Genomic DNA, 18,535 nt, shown 5'->3' with positions numbered 1-18,535 from the left:
AATGGCGAAATCCCGCGATCCAAAGGCACTGAAGGCTGCGAAGGCCGAAGCCAAGGCGGCTCGTAAGGCGGCGTCCAAACAGCGCCGCAGCCAGCTGTGGCAGGCGTTCCAGATTCAGCGTAAAGAGGACAAGCGTCTGCTGCCGTACATGATCGGCGCATTCGTGCTGATCGTCGCCGCTTCGGTGGCGCTCGGCATCTTCGCGGGCGGCTTCACCACCTACATGATGATTCCGCTCGGCATAGTGCTCGGGGCGCTGGTCGCGTTCATCATCTTCGGCAGGCGCGCGCAGAAGTCGGTGTACAGCAAGGCCGAGGGCCAGACGGGCGCAGCGGCCTGGGCGCTGGACAACATGCGGGGCAAGTGGCGGGTGACGCCCGGTGTCGCGGCGACGGGCCACTTCGACGCGGTGCACCGGGTGATCGGCAGGCCGGGAGTCATCTTCGTCGGTGAGGGGTCGCCGTCGCGCGTGCGACCGCTGCTGGCGCAGGAGAAGAAGCGCACGGCTCGACTGGTCGGCGACACCCCGATTTACGACGTCATCATCGGCAACGGCGAGGGTGAAGTACCGCTGGCCAAACTGGAGCGCCACCTGAACAAGCTGCCCGCGAACATCACCGTCAAGCAGTTGGACGCTCTGGAGTCGCGGCTGGCCGCGTTGGGCACCAAGGTCGGGCCTGCCGCGATGCCCAAGGGCCCGCTGCCGGCGCAGGCCAAGATGCGGGGCGTGCAGCGCACGGTGAGGCGGCGGTAGGGCAGCTCCGGCCGGCACGCGGTATGTGCACCGCATGTGAGTGGGCAGGCTATTTCGCGAATCGACGCACCGTCCTGCGCGCGGGCGCGGTGGTCCTCGCCGCGACCGCAGCCAGCGCCTGCTCTCTGAGTGACCCGTCCGGGGCCGGCTCCGAGACCACGGCTGCCGACGGCGTCGCCGACTACGTGTTCCGCAACGGCCCGATCTACACCGTCGCAGGCCCCGCGCGGTGGGCGCAGGCGGTGGCGGTGCGGGGCAACACCATCACCCACGTCGGCGACGAGGCGGGCGCGATGGCGCTCGTCGGTCCCGACACCCGGGTGGTCGACCTGGAGGGCCGGCTGCTGATGCCCGGCTTCGTCGAGGGCCACACCCACCCGTTCCTCGGCGCCTTCCTCACGTCGGGTGTCGACCTGCAGGTGCCCACGGGTGCCGACGCGCTGGCCGCGATCGAGCAGTACGCGAAACAGCACCCGACCGGACCGGTGCGCGGATTCGGTTGGCGCGTCGACATGTTCGGTCCCGACGGACCTAATCGCGCCGACCTCGACCGTGTGCTGCCCGACCGGCCGGGCTTCTTCTTCGCCATCGACGGGCACAGCCTGTGGGCCAACAGCAAGGCGCTTGAGATCGCAGGCGTCGGCCGCAACACGCCGGATCCGATTCCGGGTTTCAGCTACTACGTACGCGACGGCAACGGCGATCCGACCGGCTATGTGCTCGAGGTCAACGCCGTTCTCGGTCTCGTCGATGCGATCGAGCCGATCTCACCGCAGACCATGGGGCGGCTGCTCGAAGAATGGCTGCCCAAGGCGTCCGCGGCCGGCATCACGTCGGTGTTCGACGCCGGCGTGCCACCCATCGGCTCGGATCAGGGCGCGCTGATCGGCTTGTACACCGACGTCGAGGACCGCGGTCAGCTGCCGTTCCGCGTGGTGGCCTCGTACAGCGTGCGATCGGCGCCGGTGGACGACGTCGTACAGGCGATGACCGACATCAGGGATCGGTTTACGACCGACCTGGTGCGCGCCGACGTCGTCAAGATCGTCGGTGACGGAACACAGGGCGGATACACCGCATGGCTTATCGAGCCCTATGCGGACAAACCCGATTCCACGGGCGGGTCCCCGTTCACCGAGCAGCAGTGGCACCAGCTCATCGGTCAGATCGACGCCGCGGGTTTCGACGTGCACGTACACGCCTGCGGGGAACGCACCGCCCGCGTCGCCCTCGATGCGATCGAGCGCGCCGCGGCCGCCAATCCCCCGCGCGACCGCAGGCATGCGATCGCCCATCTGGTCTACGTCGAGGACCCCGACAGCCGTCGCTTCGGCCAACTCGGCGTCGTCGCCCAGTTCTCGGCCAACTGGATGTCCGCCGATCCGGACACGCTGCAGAACATGGCTGCCCGGTACGGGCCACCACGACAGAACCTGATGTATCGCCCCCAAGACGTCTTGAAGTCGGGCGGGCGCATCTCGCTGGGTACCGACTGGCCGGCCGCGGGCTATTTCTCGACCTACAAACCGCTCGATGCGATCCAGATCGGTGTCACCCGTCAGCTGATCGGCCAACCGGATGCGCCGGTGCTGGCGCCCGCGAACCAACGGCTGACCGTCGCGGAGGCGGTGCACGCCAACACGCTGGGCGCGGCCTATCAGATCCGGATGGACGACAAGGTGGGTTCGCTCGAGGTCGGCAAGCTCGCGGACATGATCGTCGTGAGCGAGAACATCCTCGCGATCGACCCGCACGACATCGCCGGGGCGAACGTCACGATGACGATGATGAACGGCCAGATCCGCCACGAGGTGTGACGTTCGGCCGCCGAAAGTGAACTTCTGTGCGAGATCCGGCCGGTGTTTCGAGCACAACTTCAGAATCGCGCGCAGGAACGGTAACGGAACAGCGCGGCCCTACCGCCGGACCACCGCCGTGTTGCTGAAGCGGTCCTGGTAGCCGCGGAAGTCCCTATCGGTGAACAGCGCGGGTATGACGAAGAACACCAGCAGCCCGCGCACCGCGGCACGGCCGACGCCGACGTGCTGGCGGTGGTCGACCGAGGCGACCCGCAGACCGAGCGCCCACTGCCCGGGGGTGAAGCCGTACAACCGCACCGAGACGATGCCGAGCAGCAGCCACACCGCCGCGATGGACGTCGACCCCAGCGGTGAGTACAGGAGATCGTCCTTGCTGATGAATCCGAGGTTCACGGCGAGCCCCACCAGCCCGTATGCGATGAACCAGTCGAGCATCAGCGCGCCGATTCGCCTGCCGAACCGGGCGATGGACCCGGGGCCGGTCTCCGGTAAACCGAGGCGCTTGCCGGGATAGTCGTTGGGTCCCGCGTCGCTGGTCGGATCCGGTCCCGACAGCCAGGACCCGAGTGTGCGGGCCATACACTGAAGGATATGGGACTGAAAAGAAGTCCATTGGCCGCCTGCGACTGGCCCTGATGTGATTGCGTAACTTCAGCGCAACATTCGGTTGACGACCGTGCAACATCGTGTCCTTAGCGTCAACGCGCGAGTTACTGGATAAAGGAGACAACTCAGTGGCAGAAAAGACGGCCGACGACATTCTCAAGCTCATCAAGGACGGGGAAGTCGAGTACGTCGACATCCGATTCTGTGATCTGCCCGGCGTCGTCCAGCACTTCTCGATCCCGGCTTCGGCCTTCACCCAGGACGTCTTCGAGGACGGCCTGGCCTTCGACGGCTCGTCGGTCCGCGGCTTCCAGTCGATCCACGAATCCGACATGATGCTGCTTCCGGATCCCGAGACCGCACGCATCGACCCGTTCCGCGCCGCCAAGACGCTGAACATGAACTTCTTCGTGCACGATCCGTTCACCCGCGAGGCCTACTCGCGCGATCCCCGCAACGTCGCACGCAAGGCGGAGAACTACCTGGCCAGCACTGGCATCGCCGACACCGCGTACTTCGGCGCCGAGGCCGAGTTCTACATCTTCGACTCGGTGACCTTCGACTCGAGGATCAACGGCACCTTCTACGAGGTGGACTCGGAGTCGGGCTGGTGGAACACCGGTGAGCCGCTGGAGGCCGACGGAAGCCCCAACCGCGGCTACAAGGTCCGGCCCAAGGGCGGCTACTTCCCCGTCGCGCCCTACGACCACTACGTCGACCTGCGCGACCAGATGGCGACCAACCTGCAGAACGCGGGCTTCGTTCTCGAGCGTGGCCACCATGAGGTCGGCACCGCGGGCCAGGCCGAGATCAACTACAAGTTCAACACCATGCTGCATGCGGCCGACGATGTGCTGCTGTTCAAGTACATCATCAAGAACACCGCCTGGCAGGCCGGCAAGACGGTGACGTTCATGCCCAAGCCGCTGTTCGGTGACAACGGCTCCGGTATGCATGCGCACCAGTCGCTGTGGAAGGACGGCCAGCCGCTGTTCCACGACGAGTCCGGCTACGCGGGACTGTCCGACCTCGCCCGCCACTACATCGGCGGCATCCTGCACCACGCGCCGTCGCTGCTGGCGTTCACCAACCCGACGGTGAACTCCTACAAGCGGCTGGTTCCGGGCTACGAGGCGCCGATCAACCTGGTGTACAGCCAGCGCAACCGGTCGGCGTGTGTGCGTATCCCGATCACCGGCAACAATCCGAAGGCCAAGCGCCTCGAGTTCCGCTGCCCGGACAGCTCGGGCAACCCGTACCTGGCGTTCGCGGCCATGCTGATGGCAGGCATCGACGGGATCAAGAAGAAGATCGAGCCGCTGACGCCGGTCGACAAGGACCTCTACGAGCTGCCGCCGGAGGAGGCCGCCAACATTCCGCAGGCGCCCACCTCGCTGTCGGCGGTCATCGACAAACTCGAAGAGGACCACGACTACCTCACCGAGGGCGGGGTGTTCACCGAGGACCTGATCGAGACGTGGATCTCCTACAAGCGGGAGAACGAGATCATGCCGATCCAGATCCGGCCGCATCCGTACGAGGTTGCGCTGTACTTCGACGTGTAACCGGTAAACAGCAGTCGACACTTCGGGCCGGGCGAGTCAAATCGCCCGGCCCGAAGTGCGTCTGCGCGTAGGGTAAACGCGCATGACGACCACCTTCGATGCCCGTCTTGCCAGATACTCCTCACCTGTTCTGAGCATCTTCCGGATCATCTTCGGTCTGCTCTTCACACTGCACGGCTCGATGAAGCTCTTCGGCTGGCCCCTCGGTGCGGCCGTACCGGTTGGAACCTGGCCCGCGTGGTGGGCCGGGCTGATCGAATTCGTCGCGGGCCTGCTGATCACCGTGGGTCTCTTCACGCGGATCGCCGCGTTCATCGCCGCGGGCCACATGGCCGTCGCGTACTTCTGGATGCACTGGCCACCGCTGGAAGGCCCGGCCGCCAGCTTCTGGCCGTTCGACGCGCAGATGGGCGGCAACGGCGGCGAGGCGGCGATCCTGTACTGCTTTGCGTTCCTGCTCTTGGCGACGACCGGTCCAGGTGCCTGGTCGGCCGACGCCCGCCGCCGCACCCGAGTCGGTGGCGCGGCGCCCGGACGCGTGGTCACCGGCACCGCCGCACCGGCCGCCACTGCGGGGCCGGCCGCCACTGCTGCGCCGGTTCGGCGTCGCGGCCTGCTGAGCCGCTTCCGGCGGTGACGTGATCGCTGGCTGGGGTTAGCTGTCGAGCCGAAGGTCCTTGCGGAACCGCTTCATCCCGTCGATCTTCTCGGCCAACGAAGCCTGCGGGCCGGCGTAGAACATCCACGGCATGGTGATGATGCCGGTGATGCCGCCTGCTTCCGCGCGGTCGAAATGATCGGGGGTGAACGCGTCGGTCAGCGGGGTCAGCACCTCGAAACCGTCCATGGTCAAACCCTTTTCGGCGCGTAGATCGCGCAGCGTGGCGACACGTTCGAGGGCACGGTCGGTGGTGATCAGATCGCCGATCCAGCCGTCGTGGCGCGCCGCGCGGCGAAGCGCGATATCGGAGAGCCCGCCGACGTACACCGGGATCGGCGGCGGTGTCGGCTCCATCTCCAGCTTCGGCGTTGTGTAGAACGCACCGTCGAACTCCGTCCAGCCCGGTTTCCAGAGTTCCTTCATCAGCTCGAGCATCTCGTCGGTGCGTTTACCGCGCCGCGCGAACTGCTGACCCATCAGCGTGAACTCCTCCTCACACCAGCCGACGCCGATGCCGAGTTCGAGTCGGCCGCCGGCCAGGACGGCTGCGGTGCCGATCGCCTTCGCCGCCGAGTAGGGGTCGCGCATCGCGGGCAGATACACCGTGGTGACGAACCGCGACCGTGACGTGACGAGGGCCAGCCCGCCGATCAGCACCCACGGATCGGGCCAGTCGGTGAACGGCTCCCAGCGCCTGCTGCCGTCCTTGGTGTAGGGGTACGGGGTCTCCAACGTCTCGAGGTTGACGACGTGATCCGGGATGCCGAGGCCTTCGTAGCCGAGGTCGTCTGCCGCCTTGGCGATCTCGACGACCTCTGCGGCGTCGAGGAAAGCCAGGCTGACATAGAACTTCATCCGGCGTCCCTCGCCCACGCCGGCTGGATGAACACACCCTCAGCCTCCACCGTGGCCCCCTGTGCGTCGAGCAGATATCCGCGGGCGAACGTCTTGACCCCCTCGGACCGTTCCACGAACGCCTCCGCACGCAGCGGTCCAAGCGGTGTGCCGCGCAGATAACGCAGCGAGATGGTGCCGGTGAACTTCGGCTGGGTAAGGCCGTCACTGGCGGCCTCGCCCAGTAGATGATCGAGCACCAACGCGCAGATGCCACCGTGCACCCACCCCGGCGGCCCCTCATAGGCGCCGCTCAGCGTGAACTCACTCCAGCAGCGACCATCCTGTTCGTGGTGGATCACCATCGGCGGTGCGATCGCATTACGCAGTCCCACAGCGGGATTCGCCCACGCCAGCGGGCGGCCGGTGACCTCGTGCCGCAGGGTGGAGGACACCGGGCGCTGTGTGCTCTCGAGAATCTGTGTGACGGCCTCGATCTTGGCCTGCGCGTCCGCGACGGCGGTCTCGTCGATCTCGGTGTGCAGGCTCGCATAGATCAGTCGGCGCACTGCCTCGGTCAGCGGACCGTACAGCGCACGCTGGCGCTCGTACTCCTCGTCGGTGATCACGTCGAACCCGAAATCCATGCTCACGCATCGAACACTATAAAGAGCAACTGGCCGGTGCGCACTCAGCCACTCGTCGAGTGCCCTCCCCACCGGAATCCGACCGGGTTGGTCTCGAGCGGCTGTGACATCGAAAATTTCCTTCTCAATAAAATGCCGAGCCGAATTATTGCCTCAGCAACATTTCTTCATAGGTATTCAGCAACATGCGTTCGCCGCATCTTGAGAAAGAGAAACCGTGAATCCGATGTTTGCCAACAGAAGGGTTTCCTTTTCCTAGGCGTCAGAATAGGGAAACACCCGATTCCTCCAAGCAAATTCACAGGTAGCGTCCGGCCCTGGACCAGCTGTATCAATAAGGGGGCGTCATGGGCTACGCAAAGCATGTCGGTCGGGTCGGGGCGTTGGCCGTCGCGTTGGGCGTGGGCGTAGCTATGGCAAGCGGCACAGGCGTGGTATGGGCTCAAGATGACAGCGCTTCGGTCGGTACAGATAACGAAAGTCAGCAGACGAATTCGGTGAATTCCCCGGAGGCAGAGACTGCTACGGACCTGCCCAAAGCCGCGCAACAGCCGGATGCCTCGTCCGACGAACGAATCGCAGCACCCCCTGAGCCGCCAGCCGACTCGAAAGGCTCTCTAAAGCTCGACGATGGTGTTGTCATCTCGGCGAACGGGGAGGTTCGCAGCGGCGCCCAGACTAGCCAAAACGACGGCCAGACTAAGCAGGACGACGAGTCGGCTGAGGAGACGGTCGCAAAGGGCACAAGCGATGAAGAAGAGCCCGGCTCAAGCGCACAGCCAGCGCCGCCCCAGATTCCTGAACCCATGATCTCCGAGCCGCTTCCTGAAGCGGCGCCGAAGCGGAGCCAATCGGAAGCCGTCGTTACTGTGAAAGACGATGGTAGGCCGCTAGGCGCAGTCGCGATGAGCATCGAACCCCCGGCGTCATTCACTTCGTTCAACGATCCGCCGGCTCGGATAGCCGTCCCAGTCGTGAATTCGACGCCGCTTCTCGGCGCGCGTATCGAGCCGATTGTCACTTCCCTAGCCCACACGGTGCCCGCCAGTGGGTCCATCGTGGTCGGCGCAGCGCCGACAACACCCACCGAGCCGGCAAGTGTGGTAACTCGGGTGCTCGCGACGCTGTTGGACGCCTTCTCGTCAGGCTCGCCGGAGCTTCCGGTGAACTCCCCTGTCATGTGGGTGCTGGCGGCGGCTGCGAGCCGTCGGTTCGGCGCCGGCCCGGACATAGCCGAGGCCGAAACTTTCAAGATCGACGATATCGACAACAGCCTCATGCTCGCCGCCGCCGCGAACGGCGCCCCTACGGTGGATTTCGTGGCGTCCTCGCCCACCAAGACCGGTGTGATCAAGGGCCAGTTGATCGCGAACGACCCCGAAGGTGATCGTCTCACCTACGCCGGATCCACCATGACGGCCAAAGGCAGCGTGGTCGTCGACAGGAAGGGCAGAGTCACCTATACGCCCACTACTGTCGCCCGCCACAACGCTGCGGCTCCCGACGCGGCCCTGACGGGTGCCGGCGAAGACAACTTCACCGTCACGGTCGATGACGGCCAGGGAAACTCCGTGCAGGTTCCGGTTTCCGTCACGATTCTTCCTGCTAATTCGGCGCCCACCAACGGCGCTGTGTCGCTGGGGAAGCCGAATCCGGTGACGGGCGAGGTGACGGGAACCCTTACTGCGAGAGACCGCGACGGTGACGACCTGAGCTTCAGTGGCCCGCTGACAACCAGCAAAGGGTCGATCGCGTACAACAGCGCCAACGACACCTTCACGTACACACCAACCCTCGAAGCTCGCCAAGCCGCGAGCGTTCCGAAAGCAGCCAAGACCGCTAAGACGGACACGTTCACCGTGACGATTTCCGACGGCTACGGGGGTACTGGAACCGTCACGGTCAATGTGGCCATCGCTCCGATCGCCCCGAACCAGCCACCGACGGTCACCACCTCGTCGGGTGCCACCTCCTACACCGAGCAGGCGGCGCCGAAGACGATCGACAGCGGACTGACGCTCGCCGACGCCGACAACAGCACGCTGACCGGCGCAACGGTATCCATCGGTAGCCCGAATTCCGCTGAAACACTTGCGTTCACTGCGCCAGCGGGCAGCGGCATCACCGGTAACTACAACAGTGCCACGGGACAACTGACCCTCACCGGGTCGTCCAGCGTCGCCAACTACCAAACCGCGCTGCGCTCGGTCACCTACGAGAACACCAGCGACACCCCGCCCGCGACGCGCACCGTCACCTTCACCGTCGCCGACGGCACCGCCGCCAGCACACCGCGGACCAAAACCGTCGCCGTCACCGGTGTCAACGACGCACCCACGGTCACCACGTCGGCGGGTGCCACCTCATACACCGAACAGTCCGCGCCGAAGGCGATCGACAGTGGACTGACGCTCGCCGACCCAGACAACACGACACTGACTGGCGCGACGGTGTCCATCGGCAGTGCGAGTTCGGCTGAGACACTTGACTTCACCGCACCAGCGGGCAGCAACATCACCGGCAGCTACAACAACACGACCGGAGTGCTGACCCTCACCGGCACCTCCAGCGTGGCCAACTACCAAACCGCACTGCGCTCGGTCACCTACCACAACACCAGCGATACCCCGTCCGCGACGCGCACCATCGGCTTCACCGTCACCGACGGCACCACTCCCAGCGCTGCGGGAACCAAAACCGTCGCGGTCACCGCAGTCAATGACGCGCCGACAATCACCACGTCGGCGGGCGCCACCAACTACACCGAGCAGGCCGCCCCCACAGCAGTCGACACCGGCCTCACCCTCAGCGACGCGGACTCCGCGAACCTGACCGGGGCAACGGTGACCATCGGTAGCCCGAATTCCGCTGAGACACTTGACTTCACCGCACCAGCGGGCAGCGGCATCACCGGCAGCTACAACAAAACGACCGGAGTGCTGACCCTCACCGGCACCTCCAGCGTGGCCAACTACCAAACCGCGCTGCGCTCAGTCACTTACCACAACACCAGCGACACCCCACCGGCCACACGCACCATCAGCTACACCGTCACCGACGGCACCACCCCCGGCACCACCGCCACCAAAACCCTGGCCATCACCGCGGTCAACGATGCACCCACACTTTCCAGCAGCAGCGGCGATGTCACCACCGCCCCAGGCACACCGGTCACCCTGGACTCGATGATCACCATCACCGACCCCGACGACACCACCCTGACTGGGGCCACCGTCACCATCACGTCTGGTCTGCAAACCGGCGAGGACGTCTTGGAGTTGAGTCCCAACCCACAAAGCGGGATCACCGGCACCTACAACGCGGCCACCGGAGTGCTTACCTTGACCGGCCCCGCCACCGTCGCCGACTACCAAGCTGCCCTGCGCGCCGTCACATACACCAATACCGACACAACCCCCATCACCAACCCACGCACCGTTTCCATCACCGTCACCGACGGCGACGTCTCAAGCAATGCCGTCAACCACCAAGTCGCAGTCACCGTCAGCAATCTGGCACCTGCGGTGACAACTTCGGCCGGCCCTACCGACTACATCGAGCAGCAGCAGCCCGTGGAGGTCGACAACGGGTTAAGCATCAGCGATGCTGATTCGACAACCCTGTCGAGTGCAGTCGCGGAGATATCCACAGGCTTCCAGTCCGGTGACACGTTGGCGTTCACCGCCCCCGCGGGCAGCGGCATTATGAGCAGCTACAACAACATGACAGGCGTGCTAACGCTGACCGGCACCTCGAGTGTTTCCAACTACCAGCAAGCGCTGCGCTCCGTCACGTTCGCGTCAACCACCGATGCCCCCGTCGCGACCAAGGTGATCACCTTCAAGGTCAACGACGGGATAGCGGCCAGTTCACCGGCGACCAAGTCCATCTCGGTGGAGGCCGAAAACGACGCGCCACGGCTCACCAACAGCCCAGGCGCTACGACGCTTCACCTAGGATCACCGGCGGTCATCGACAGTGGCCTGACCATCACCGATCCGGACTCATCGACGCTCGAGGCTGCCGTCGTCGCGATCGTTTCGCCGAGTGACGGCGACACGCTGACATTTACCGCACCCGCGGGCAGCGGCATCATCGACGCTGACCAACGGGCCGAAATCCTGGTGCTGACCGGCACCGCGTCCGTGGCCGATTATCAGGCCGCGCTGCGGTCGGTGACCTACCAGAACACCAGCGGGAATCCGCCAACGGAACGGACTATTGCATTCCAGATCAGTGATGGTGCGGACGTCAGTCAGATCGCGACCAAGGTCGTCTCGACCACCGCGAACAACGTTGCACCCCAAATCATTACCACTGTCGGCAACACCTTGTACACCGAGCAATCCGCACCCGTGGCAGTCGATGGCGGCCTGACACTGATTGACACCGATTCGGCGTCGCTGACGGGGGCCACCGTGCGACTCGACGAGGTGCAACTGGGTGACACCCTGGCATTTACCGCACCCGCGGGCAGCGGCATCACCGCCACTTACAACGAATTCACCGGAGTGCTCGCGCTGACCGGCACTTCCAGTGTGGCCAACTACCAGCAGGCGCTGCGCAGTGTCACGTTCACGTCAACAAGCGATGCCCCGGAGACAAGCAAGACTTTCATCTTCGCAATTAGTGACGGTGTTGCCACCAGTGCAGCGGCGACCAAGACCATCACCGTCACCGCGGTCAACGACGCACCCGCCCTGTCGAGCACCAGCGGCAACGTCGCCGTGCCGCCAAACACAACGGTCAGGCTGGATCCCACCATCACAGTGTCCGACCCAGACGGCGAAATCCTCACCGGCGCCACCGTCGCCATCACCGGCGGGTTCCAGTCCGACGGAGACGTCCTCGCCCTGACGCCCAATCCGCAAAACGGCATCACCGCGGCCTACAATGCTGGCACCGGTGTGCTTACCCTGACCGGCGCCTCCAGCGTCGCCAGCTACCAGGCCGCGCTGCGCGCGATCACCTACACCAACACCAGCGCCACACCCACCCCGACACCACGCACCGTCGCGTTCACAGTCACCGACGGCAACCTCCCAAGCAACGCCGTGGTGCACCAAGCCACGATCAGCCCGGTTAATGCGCCACCGACCGCGATGGCGACGTTTGGCGCACCCGACGCGAGTCGTGCGGTCAGCGGCAACCTCAATGCCACTGATCCCAACAACGATACGTTGACCTACACCCTCACCGGCGCACCGTTGCGGGGTGAGATCGACCTCGGCTCCGACGGAGCCTTCATATACCGTCCGAACCCGGAAGCCACCCTCGCCGCCTACCTCGGGTCGGGTCCAGGCGCGGACTCGTTCACCGTCGCGGTGTCCGACGGACACAACCCGCCGGTCGAAATCACCGTCAACACCCTGCCGATCGAGCCATCGCCGGGCGTGGTCGAATCGTCCTTCTCTGTTGGCGTCGGGATGTTGGATCCATACATTGAGGTGTTCGGCTCAAGGGTCTACGTAGCCGGCAACGGCGTATGGGGAGTTTACGATGCCGCGACTGGAGACCCAATCGCCCAAATCGTTATGGGCGGAGTCGCCGCCACCGTTCAGTCGGCGATCAGCGAGGATGGTCTCGTTTACGTAGCCTCGGCGTACGACGACAGGGTGTTCATATACGACGCGATCAGCGGCGAGTTCATCGACGCTATAGAGCTCGAGGAGGCGCCGCAGTCAATAGTCGTGCGGGGAGGCCGTGCCTACGTCGCACACGCTAACTCATATTCAGTCATAGAAAACGGCACCGTGACGACGCTGCCGCTGGACGCCGACGGCATCCCCGTCGACACGCGGGGATTCGCCATCGGAGTCAAGGGGATTTACAGCCCCTCTGTCGACGGTGTGGCTATCTTTGACCGGCAGACCTCGACCGTTCTCGGCACTGTTCCAATCGACTCTCTCATCGATCCGGTGGACATGGCCCTCAGCAGCGACGGCAAACGCCTGTACGTGCTCCTCGGCAGCTCGACGGTAGCCGTAGTGAAACTCGCCAAACCGGACATTCCGGATCCGACGGCGAGCACGCCGCCGCCGGGCCAGCCACCCGGTCAGGGTCCCGGTCCAAACTTGACCCCGCAATACACTGTGCACACTACGAATTACGTCACAGGCGCAATCTCCGGAAGTGTGTCGGTTCCGCCGCCCGCCAGCGATCCTGGTGGCACGACGACATACGGAGGTTCAACGACGGGGCCGTTCGGTACCTTGGTCGTCAACCCCGACGGCGGCTTCGTGTTCACACCCAACTCCGACGCGCGAGACTTTGCCGGGGAAACTCCCCAGACGGACAGCGTGGTTGTCTTCGTCACAGCGACAGACAGCTACGGCAATACAATCGCCATCCCGGTGACCATCCAACTGATCCCCGCCGGTTTCACCCCACCCGGCGTGTCGAGCCCAGTCCGGTTCGTCAACCTCCTCCAGAGGAAAGAGGCAAGTTCAGCCAAGGACGTCGGGTTCAACCTCGTCGACATCCAGGTGTTAAGGACCGAGCCGAAGCCGTTCCTTGAGGGAGACCATTGGGAGTATCAGGTCCAACACTGGACTCTCACCGGGCAACCACCTCAGGTCTATGACCCAGAGACGGATTCGATGGTTACCCCGGAGGTGTATGTCGTCTCACTTCTCAATCCTCTGGAGGACGACTTCACCGGTAATGGCTACGTAATCGGCTATCGGAAGATGGAACTCGGGGAAAGCATCCACATCAAATACGATTACGTCCCTCCAGCGGGGGCGTATGTCACCTATGCGGTGGTGGCTTTCCGGCCTGGCACTTTCCCCGAAGAACTGTTCCACACCCGGATACCCGGCCAGGTCGGTGGCTACATCTTCGATAACGAGATACCCACTGAGGTGTATAACTCCTGGTTATACGACTTCAATTACACCGAAGAAGAGTTATCAATGCAGGAGATCAGGGCTGCCTATGAAAGGCAGCATGGGGCCCTCGTAATGACCGCACAGGTCGCGAAGAACTTCGCCAAGAGTTTCTATGGTGTGAACCCGCCAAGCACCGGCAAGCTGTTGCTGTTCGCCGTGAAAAACGGAGACATCTTCACTCTCGTCGAGAATCCCGAAGAATGGCCCGACAATACCAACATGCTTCTTCTACAAAGTCCGACCCTCGTTGGCGATCCGCCTACAATCGGCATACCGTAGATCGGCGGCCGGTGCATCAACAAATAATGGCGCTGCCGACGACTTCGTCAGCCCGACTCGTACTTCTAGTCGCTATTCAAGTCGACCCGACGTAGATACTCATTCGTTGAACCTATCCTCCGAAAACCTTGCGCACCACTGCTTTTGCACGCCTCGTCACCCGCAGGTAATTGTCGAGGAACTCTCCCCCGTCGTCGGTGTCCCACCCCGCGGCCACCGCGACGGCGTTCAGCTGCCGCCCGGGCCCGGGCAGCTGATCGGTCGGCTTACCCCGCACCAGCACCAGCGCGTTACGCGCGCTGGTCGCCGTCAGCCAGGCCTGCCGCAGCAGTTCGACGTCGCCCTCGGCGATCAGTTCCGCGGCGCCGATCGCGTTCAGCGACTGCAGCGTCGAGGTGTTGTGCAGCGCGGGCACCTTGTGCGCATAGCGCAACTGCAGCAGCTGCACGGTCCACTCGATATCGGCGAGGCCGCCGCGTCCGAGTTTGGTGTGGGTGTTCGGGTCGGCTCCGCGCGGCAGCCGTTCGGCGTCCACCCGCGCCTTGATCCGCCGGATCTCCTGCACCGCTTCGGCAGACACACCGCCGGGTGGGTAACGGATCTTGTCGATCATCAGCAGGAACCGCTCCCCCAGGTCGAGGTCGCCGGCCACGCGATGGGCCCGCAGCAGCGCCTGCACTTCCCACGTCTGGACGTAGCGCTGGTAGTAGGCCTGATACGAGGACAGGGTGCGCACCAGCGGGCCGTTGCGGCCCTCGGGGCGCAGGTTCGCGTCGACCTCCAGCGGCGGATCCGAACTCGGCGTCCCGAGCAGGGCGCGCACCTGCTCGGCGACCGTCACCGCCCATTTCACCGCGGCCGATTCCTCAACGCCCTCTTCGGGTTCGCACACGTACATCACGTCGGCGTCGGAGCCGTAGCCCAACTCGCCACCGCCCAGCCGACCCATGCCGATCACCGCGATGCGGGCCAGCGGACCCTTGTCGGTCGTCTGGGCGCGGATCACCGCCTCCAGCGCGGCCTGCAGCACCGCCACCCACACCGAGGTCAGCGCGCGACACACCTCGGTGACTTCGAGCATGCCGAGCAAATCGGCCGACGCGATGCGCGCGAGCTCACGCCTGCGCAATGTACGCGCCGCCGCGATGGCTCGCTGCGGATCGGAATACCGTGCGGCCGAAGCGACCAGAGCCCGTGCCACCGCTTCGGGTTCGGCCTCGAGCAGCTTGGGCCCGCTCGGACCGTCGGCGTAGGACTGGATGACTTCCGGCGCCCGCATGAGCAATTCCGGGACGTACGCCGAGGTGCCGAGCACCTGCATGAGGCGCTTGGCGACGGCCCCCTCGTCGCGCAGCGTCGCCAGGAACCACCGCTGTTCGGACAGGGCATCGCTGATGCGGCGGTAGGACAGCAGCCCCGCATCGGGATCGGGCGTGTCCGAAAGCCAGTTGAGCAGCGTGGGCAACAGCACCTGCTGCACGCGGCCCCGGCGGGCGCTGCTGCCCGTCAGGGCGGCCAGATGCGTCAACGCGCTCTGCGGGCCTTCGTAACCCAGCGCGGCCAGCTGTCGCTCGGCGGCCTTCTGGGTCATCCCGTCCGAAATGCTCACTGCCGGTTGACCGACCGACTCCAGAAGCGGTTGGTAGAACAGCTTTTCGTGCAACCGCGACACCCGCAGGCTCTGGCGCTTGAGCTCTTCGCGCAACACGCCAAGCGCATCGCGCGTGCCGTCGGGCCGCACGTGCGCGGCCCTGGCCAGCCAACGCAGCGACTCGTCGTCGTCCTCGTCGGGAAGTAGGTGGGTGCGCACCATCCGCTGCAGCTGTAGCCGGTGCTCGAGCAGGCGCAGGAATTCATACGACGCGGTGAGGTTGGCGGCGTCGTCGCGCCCGACGTATCCGCGCTCACCGAGTGCGGCCAGCGCGGCCACGGTCGACGCGACGTGCAGCCGCTCGTCGTTGCGGCCGTGCACCAATTGCAGGAGCTGCACGGCAAATTCGACGTCGCGCAGCCCGCCGGTGCCCAGTTTGATCTCCCGCGAGCGTTGCCCTGCAGGCACGAGCTCCTCGACCCGCCTCCTCATCGCCTGCACTTCGGGGACGAAGTCCTCGCGCTCGCTGGCCGTCCACACCATCGGCATCAGGGCGTCGACGTACGCCTGACCGAGTTCAGGGTCGCCCGCGGCCGGCCGCGCCTTCAGCAATGCCTGGAACTCCCACGTTTTGGCCCAGCGCTCGTAGTAGGCGACGTGCGAGTCCAGCGTGCGCACCAGCTGGCCGTGTTTGCCTTCGGGCCGCAGCGCCGCGTCGACTTCGAAGAACGCGTCGGCCGCGAACCGCATCAGCTCGCCGGCCACCCGGGTAGCCAACGCGTCAGCGGGCTCGGCGACGAAGATGACATCGACGTCGCTGACGTAGTTCAGTTCGCGCGCACCGCATTTGCCCATCGCGATGATCGCGATCCGGGGCGGTGACTCGCCCCCGGTCGTCTTGATCGCGAGGTGCAGCGCGGCGGCCAGTGCCGCGTCGGCGAGGTCCGACAGGTGCTCGCCGATGGTCGGGAAGGGCAGGACCGGTTCGTTCTCCACCGTCGGTGCCAGGTCCAGGCTGGCCAGCACCAGCACCCGGTCGCGGTAGAGCTTGCGCAGCGGCTGCAGCGCGGTCGACGTGTCGGACGCCTCGTCGGCCAGCGCGACGAACATCTCGCGCAGCGCGTCACGGGTCGGCAGGGCGACGTCACCGGCGAGCAACCGCCAGTTCTCCGGAGTCGCGATGAGGTGGTCACCGAGGGCCAACGAGGAACCCAGCAGGCTGAACAGCCGGCCCCGCAGGCTTTTGTCGGTGAGCAGAGCCCGGTTGAGTTCGTCCCAGCCATCGCCCAACGCCTCGGCCAACCGGACCATCGTGCGCAGCGCGGTATCGGCGTCGGGGGCACGCGACAACGACCACAGAAGCTCGACGTGCGCGTCGGTGTTCCAACCCAACAGGTCGAGTTCCGCGGGCGCGGTGGGTTCGACGAGCCCCAACCGGCCTGCGCTCGGCAGCTTCGGACGCTGCGTCGCTGGTTTGGCCACGCCTAAAAGGTAGCGCAGCACCTATGTCGGCTAACCACCTACAGAGACAGGTAGGCCTTCAGCTCGAACGGTGTGACATGGCTGCGGTAGTTCTCCCACTCCGCGCGCTTGTTGCGCAGGAAGTAGTCGAAGACGTGCTCGCCCAAGGCCTCCGCGACAAGTTCGGAGTTCTCCATCTGCTCGAGCGCGGCGCCGAGGCTGCCGGGAAGCTCCTTATAGCCCATCGCGCTGCGCTCTTCGGGGGTCAGCGTCCACACGTTGTCCTCGGCCTCGGCAGGCAGCACGTAGTTCTTCTCGATACCGCGGAGCCCCGCAGCCAGAAGCACCGCGAACGTCAGGTACGGGTTGCACGCCGAGTCGGGGCTGCGCACCTCCACGCGCCGCGACGAGGCCTTGCGCGGGGTGTACATCGGCACGCGCACCAGCGCCGAGCGGTTCGCCGCCCCCCAGGACGCCGCCGTCGGCGCCTCACCGCCGTGCACGAGGCGCTTGTAGGAGTTCACCCACTGGTTCGTGACGGCGCTGATCTCCTTGGCGTGCTCGAGGATCCCGGCGATGAACGACTTGGCGACGTCGGAGAGCTGCAGCGGGTCGTCGGGGCTGTGGAACGCGTTGGTGTCGCCCTCGAACAGGCTCATGTGCGTGTGCATGGCCGAACCGGGATGTTCGGCGAACGGCTTGGGCATGAACGACGCCCGCACCCCGTCCCCGAGCGCGACCTCCTTGACGACGTAGCGAAACGTCATCACGTTGTCGGCCATCGACAGCGCATCGGCGTAGCGCAGGTCGATCTCCTGCTGGCCGGGCGCGCCTTCGTGGTGGCTGAACTCGACCGAGATGCCCATCTGCTCGAGCGCGTCGATGGCGTGCCTGCGGAAGTTGGGCGCCGAATCGTGCACGGCCTGGTCGAAGTAACCGCCGTTGTCGGCGGGCACGGGCGGGGTGCCGTCGTCCTCGCCCGGCTTGAGCAGGAAGAACTCGATCTCCGGGTGGACATAGCAGGAGAACCCGAGATCGCTGGCCTTGGCCAGCTGCCTGCGCAGCACGTGGCGCGAGTCCGCCCACGACGGGGAGCTGTCGGGCATGGTGATGTCGCAGAACATCCGGGCCGAATGATGACGGCCCGAATCGTCGGCCCACGGCAGCACCTGGAAGGTGGACGGGTCGGGGCGGGCCACCATATCGGCTTCCGAGACCCGGGCGAAGCCCTCGATCGACGAGCCGTCGAACCCGATCCCCTCTTCGAAGGCGCCCTCGAGTTCGGCCGGGGCGATCGCGACCGACTTGAGGTATCCGAGCACGTCGGTGAACCACAGCCGGACGAAGCGGATATCGCGTTCCTCCAGCGTGCGCAGCACGAATTCCTTCTGCCGATCCATGATCGCAGCGTAGGCACCGGCTGTTAA

At 65.2% G+C, this 18,535-nt stretch carries 10 protein-coding genes; 5 read left to right on the top strand and 5 right to left on the bottom strand.

What is annotated here, in order from left to right; all coding sequences use genetic code 11:
* Position 1 precedes the first annotated feature (1 nt).
* Together CEX88_RS10570 and CEX88_RS10565 are read left to right on the top strand one after the other, a co-directional pair.
* Entirely contained in the window at positions 2 to 754 is a 753-nt protein-coding gene (locus tag CEX88_RS10570; protein ID WP_066842815.1) for a DUF4191 domain-containing protein, read from the top strand.
* Between the two features lie 23 nt (positions 755 to 777).
* Positions 778 to 2,571, top strand: coding sequence for an amidohydrolase (locus CEX88_RS10565; protein WP_094293456.1), 1,794 nt, complete (start codon positions 778 to 780; stop codon positions 2,569 to 2,571).
* A gap of 99 nt (positions 2,572 to 2,670) precedes the next feature.
* On the opposite strand, the gene CEX88_RS10560 is transcribed toward CEX88_RS10565, so the two are convergent.
* Positions 2,671 to 3,153, bottom strand: coding sequence for an RDD family protein (locus CEX88_RS10560; RefSeq protein WP_066842817.1), 483 nt, complete (start codon positions 3,151 to 3,153; stop codon positions 2,671 to 2,673).
* Between the two features lie 155 nt (positions 3,154 to 3,308).
* Here CEX88_RS10560 and glnA (CEX88_RS10555) point away from each other — a divergent pair, with 155 nt between their 5' ends.
* Positions 3,309 to 4,745 (top strand): type I glutamate--ammonia ligase, encoded by a 1,437-nt coding sequence (gene glnA / locus CEX88_RS10555; protein WP_064394040.1) that lies wholly within the window; start codon positions 3,309 to 3,311, stop codon positions 4,743 to 4,745.
* 82 nt (positions 4,746 to 4,827) lie between these two features.
* Complete coding sequence (locus tag CEX88_RS10550; RefSeq protein WP_066842819.1) at positions 4,828 to 5,382, top strand: DoxX family protein; 555 nt, start codon at positions 4,828 to 4,830, stop codon at positions 5,380 to 5,382.
* Positions 5,383 to 5,400: 18 nt separating this feature from the next.
* On the opposite strand, the gene CEX88_RS10545 is transcribed toward CEX88_RS10550, so the two are convergent.
* Together CEX88_RS10545 and CEX88_RS10540 are read right to left on the bottom strand one after the other, a co-directional pair.
* On the bottom strand, positions 5,401 to 6,261 hold the full coding sequence (locus CEX88_RS10545) for a TIGR03619 family F420-dependent LLM class oxidoreductase (RefSeq protein WP_094293570.1): 861 nt from the start codon (positions 6,259 to 6,261) through the stop codon (positions 5,401 to 5,403).
* A complete protein-coding gene (locus CEX88_RS10540) occupies positions 6,258 to 6,887 on the bottom strand; it encodes a PaaI family thioesterase (protein ID WP_094293455.1) in 630 nt (209 codons plus the stop codon). Before CEX88_RS10540 ends, CEX88_RS10545 begins: the two co-directional genes overlap by 4 nt.
* 347 nt (positions 6,888 to 7,234) lie before the next feature.
* Between CEX88_RS10540 and CEX88_RS26510 the strand changes: the two genes are divergently transcribed.
* Positions 7,235 to 14,056: a tandem-95 repeat protein gene (locus tag CEX88_RS26510; RefSeq protein WP_126315850.1), complete on the top strand. Its 6,822-nt coding sequence runs from the start codon at positions 7,235 to 7,237 to the stop codon at positions 14,054 to 14,056.
* Positions 14,057 to 14,168: 112 nt separating this feature from the next.
* Here the strand turns inward: CEX88_RS26510 and CEX88_RS10530 are convergent, their stop codons facing one another.
* Together CEX88_RS10530 and glnA (CEX88_RS10525) are read right to left on the bottom strand one after the other, a co-directional pair.
* Positions 14,169 to 17,129 (bottom strand): bifunctional [glutamine synthetase] adenylyltransferase/[glutamine synthetase]-adenylyl-L-tyrosine phosphorylase, encoded by a 2,961-nt coding sequence (locus tag CEX88_RS10530; RefSeq protein ID WP_066841797.1) that lies wholly within the window; start codon positions 17,127 to 17,129, stop codon positions 14,169 to 14,171.
* Between the two features lie 38 nt (positions 17,130 to 17,167).
* Positions 17,168 to 18,508: a type I glutamate--ammonia ligase gene (gene glnA, locus CEX88_RS10525; protein ID WP_066841796.1), complete on the bottom strand. Its 1,341-nt coding sequence runs from the start codon at positions 18,506 to 18,508 to the stop codon at positions 17,168 to 17,170.
* Between the last annotated feature and the right edge of the window lie 27 nt (positions 18,509 to 18,535).

The sequence above is a fragment of the Mycobacterium neumannii genome (assembly GCF_002245615.1).
In the GTDB taxonomy this organism is placed as follows: Bacteria; Actinomycetota; Actinomycetes; order Mycobacteriales; family Mycobacteriaceae; genus Mycobacterium; species Mycobacterium neumannii_A.
Note: the sequence above shows the minus strand (reverse complement) of the source record. Positions and strands in the feature narration are given on the sequence as shown.

Bases quoted from the DNA above. Each gene is read 5' to 3' on its own strand.
- CEX88_RS10540 (WP_094293455.1), bottom strand. From the start codon at position 6,887: ATGGATTTCGGGTTCGACGTGATCACCGACGAGGAGTACGAGCGCCAG.
- CEX88_RS10565 (WP_094293456.1), top strand. From the start codon at position 778: ATGTGCACCGCATGTGAGTGGGCAGGCTATTTCGCGAATCGACGCACC.
- CEX88_RS10560 (WP_066842817.1), bottom strand. From the start codon at position 3,153: ATGGCCCGCACACTCGGGTCCTGGCTGTCGGGACCGGATCCGACCAGC.
- CEX88_RS10550 (WP_066842819.1), top strand. From the start codon at position 4,828: ATGACGACCACCTTCGATGCCCGTCTTGCCAGATACTCCTCACCTGTT.
- CEX88_RS26510 (WP_126315850.1), top strand. From the start codon at position 7,235: ATGGGCTACGCAAAGCATGTCGGTCGGGTCGGGGCGTTGGCCGTCGCG.
- CEX88_RS10545 (WP_094293570.1), bottom strand. From the start codon at position 6,261: ATGAAGTTCTATGTCAGCCTGGCTTTCCTCGACGCCGCAGAGGTCGTC.
- glnA (WP_066841796.1), bottom strand. From the start codon at position 18,508: ATGGATCGGCAGAAGGAATTCGTGCTGCGCACGCTGGAGGAACGCGAT.
- CEX88_RS10570 (WP_066842815.1), top strand. From the start codon at position 2: ATGGCGAAATCCCGCGATCCAAAGGCACTGAAGGCTGCGAAGGCCGAA.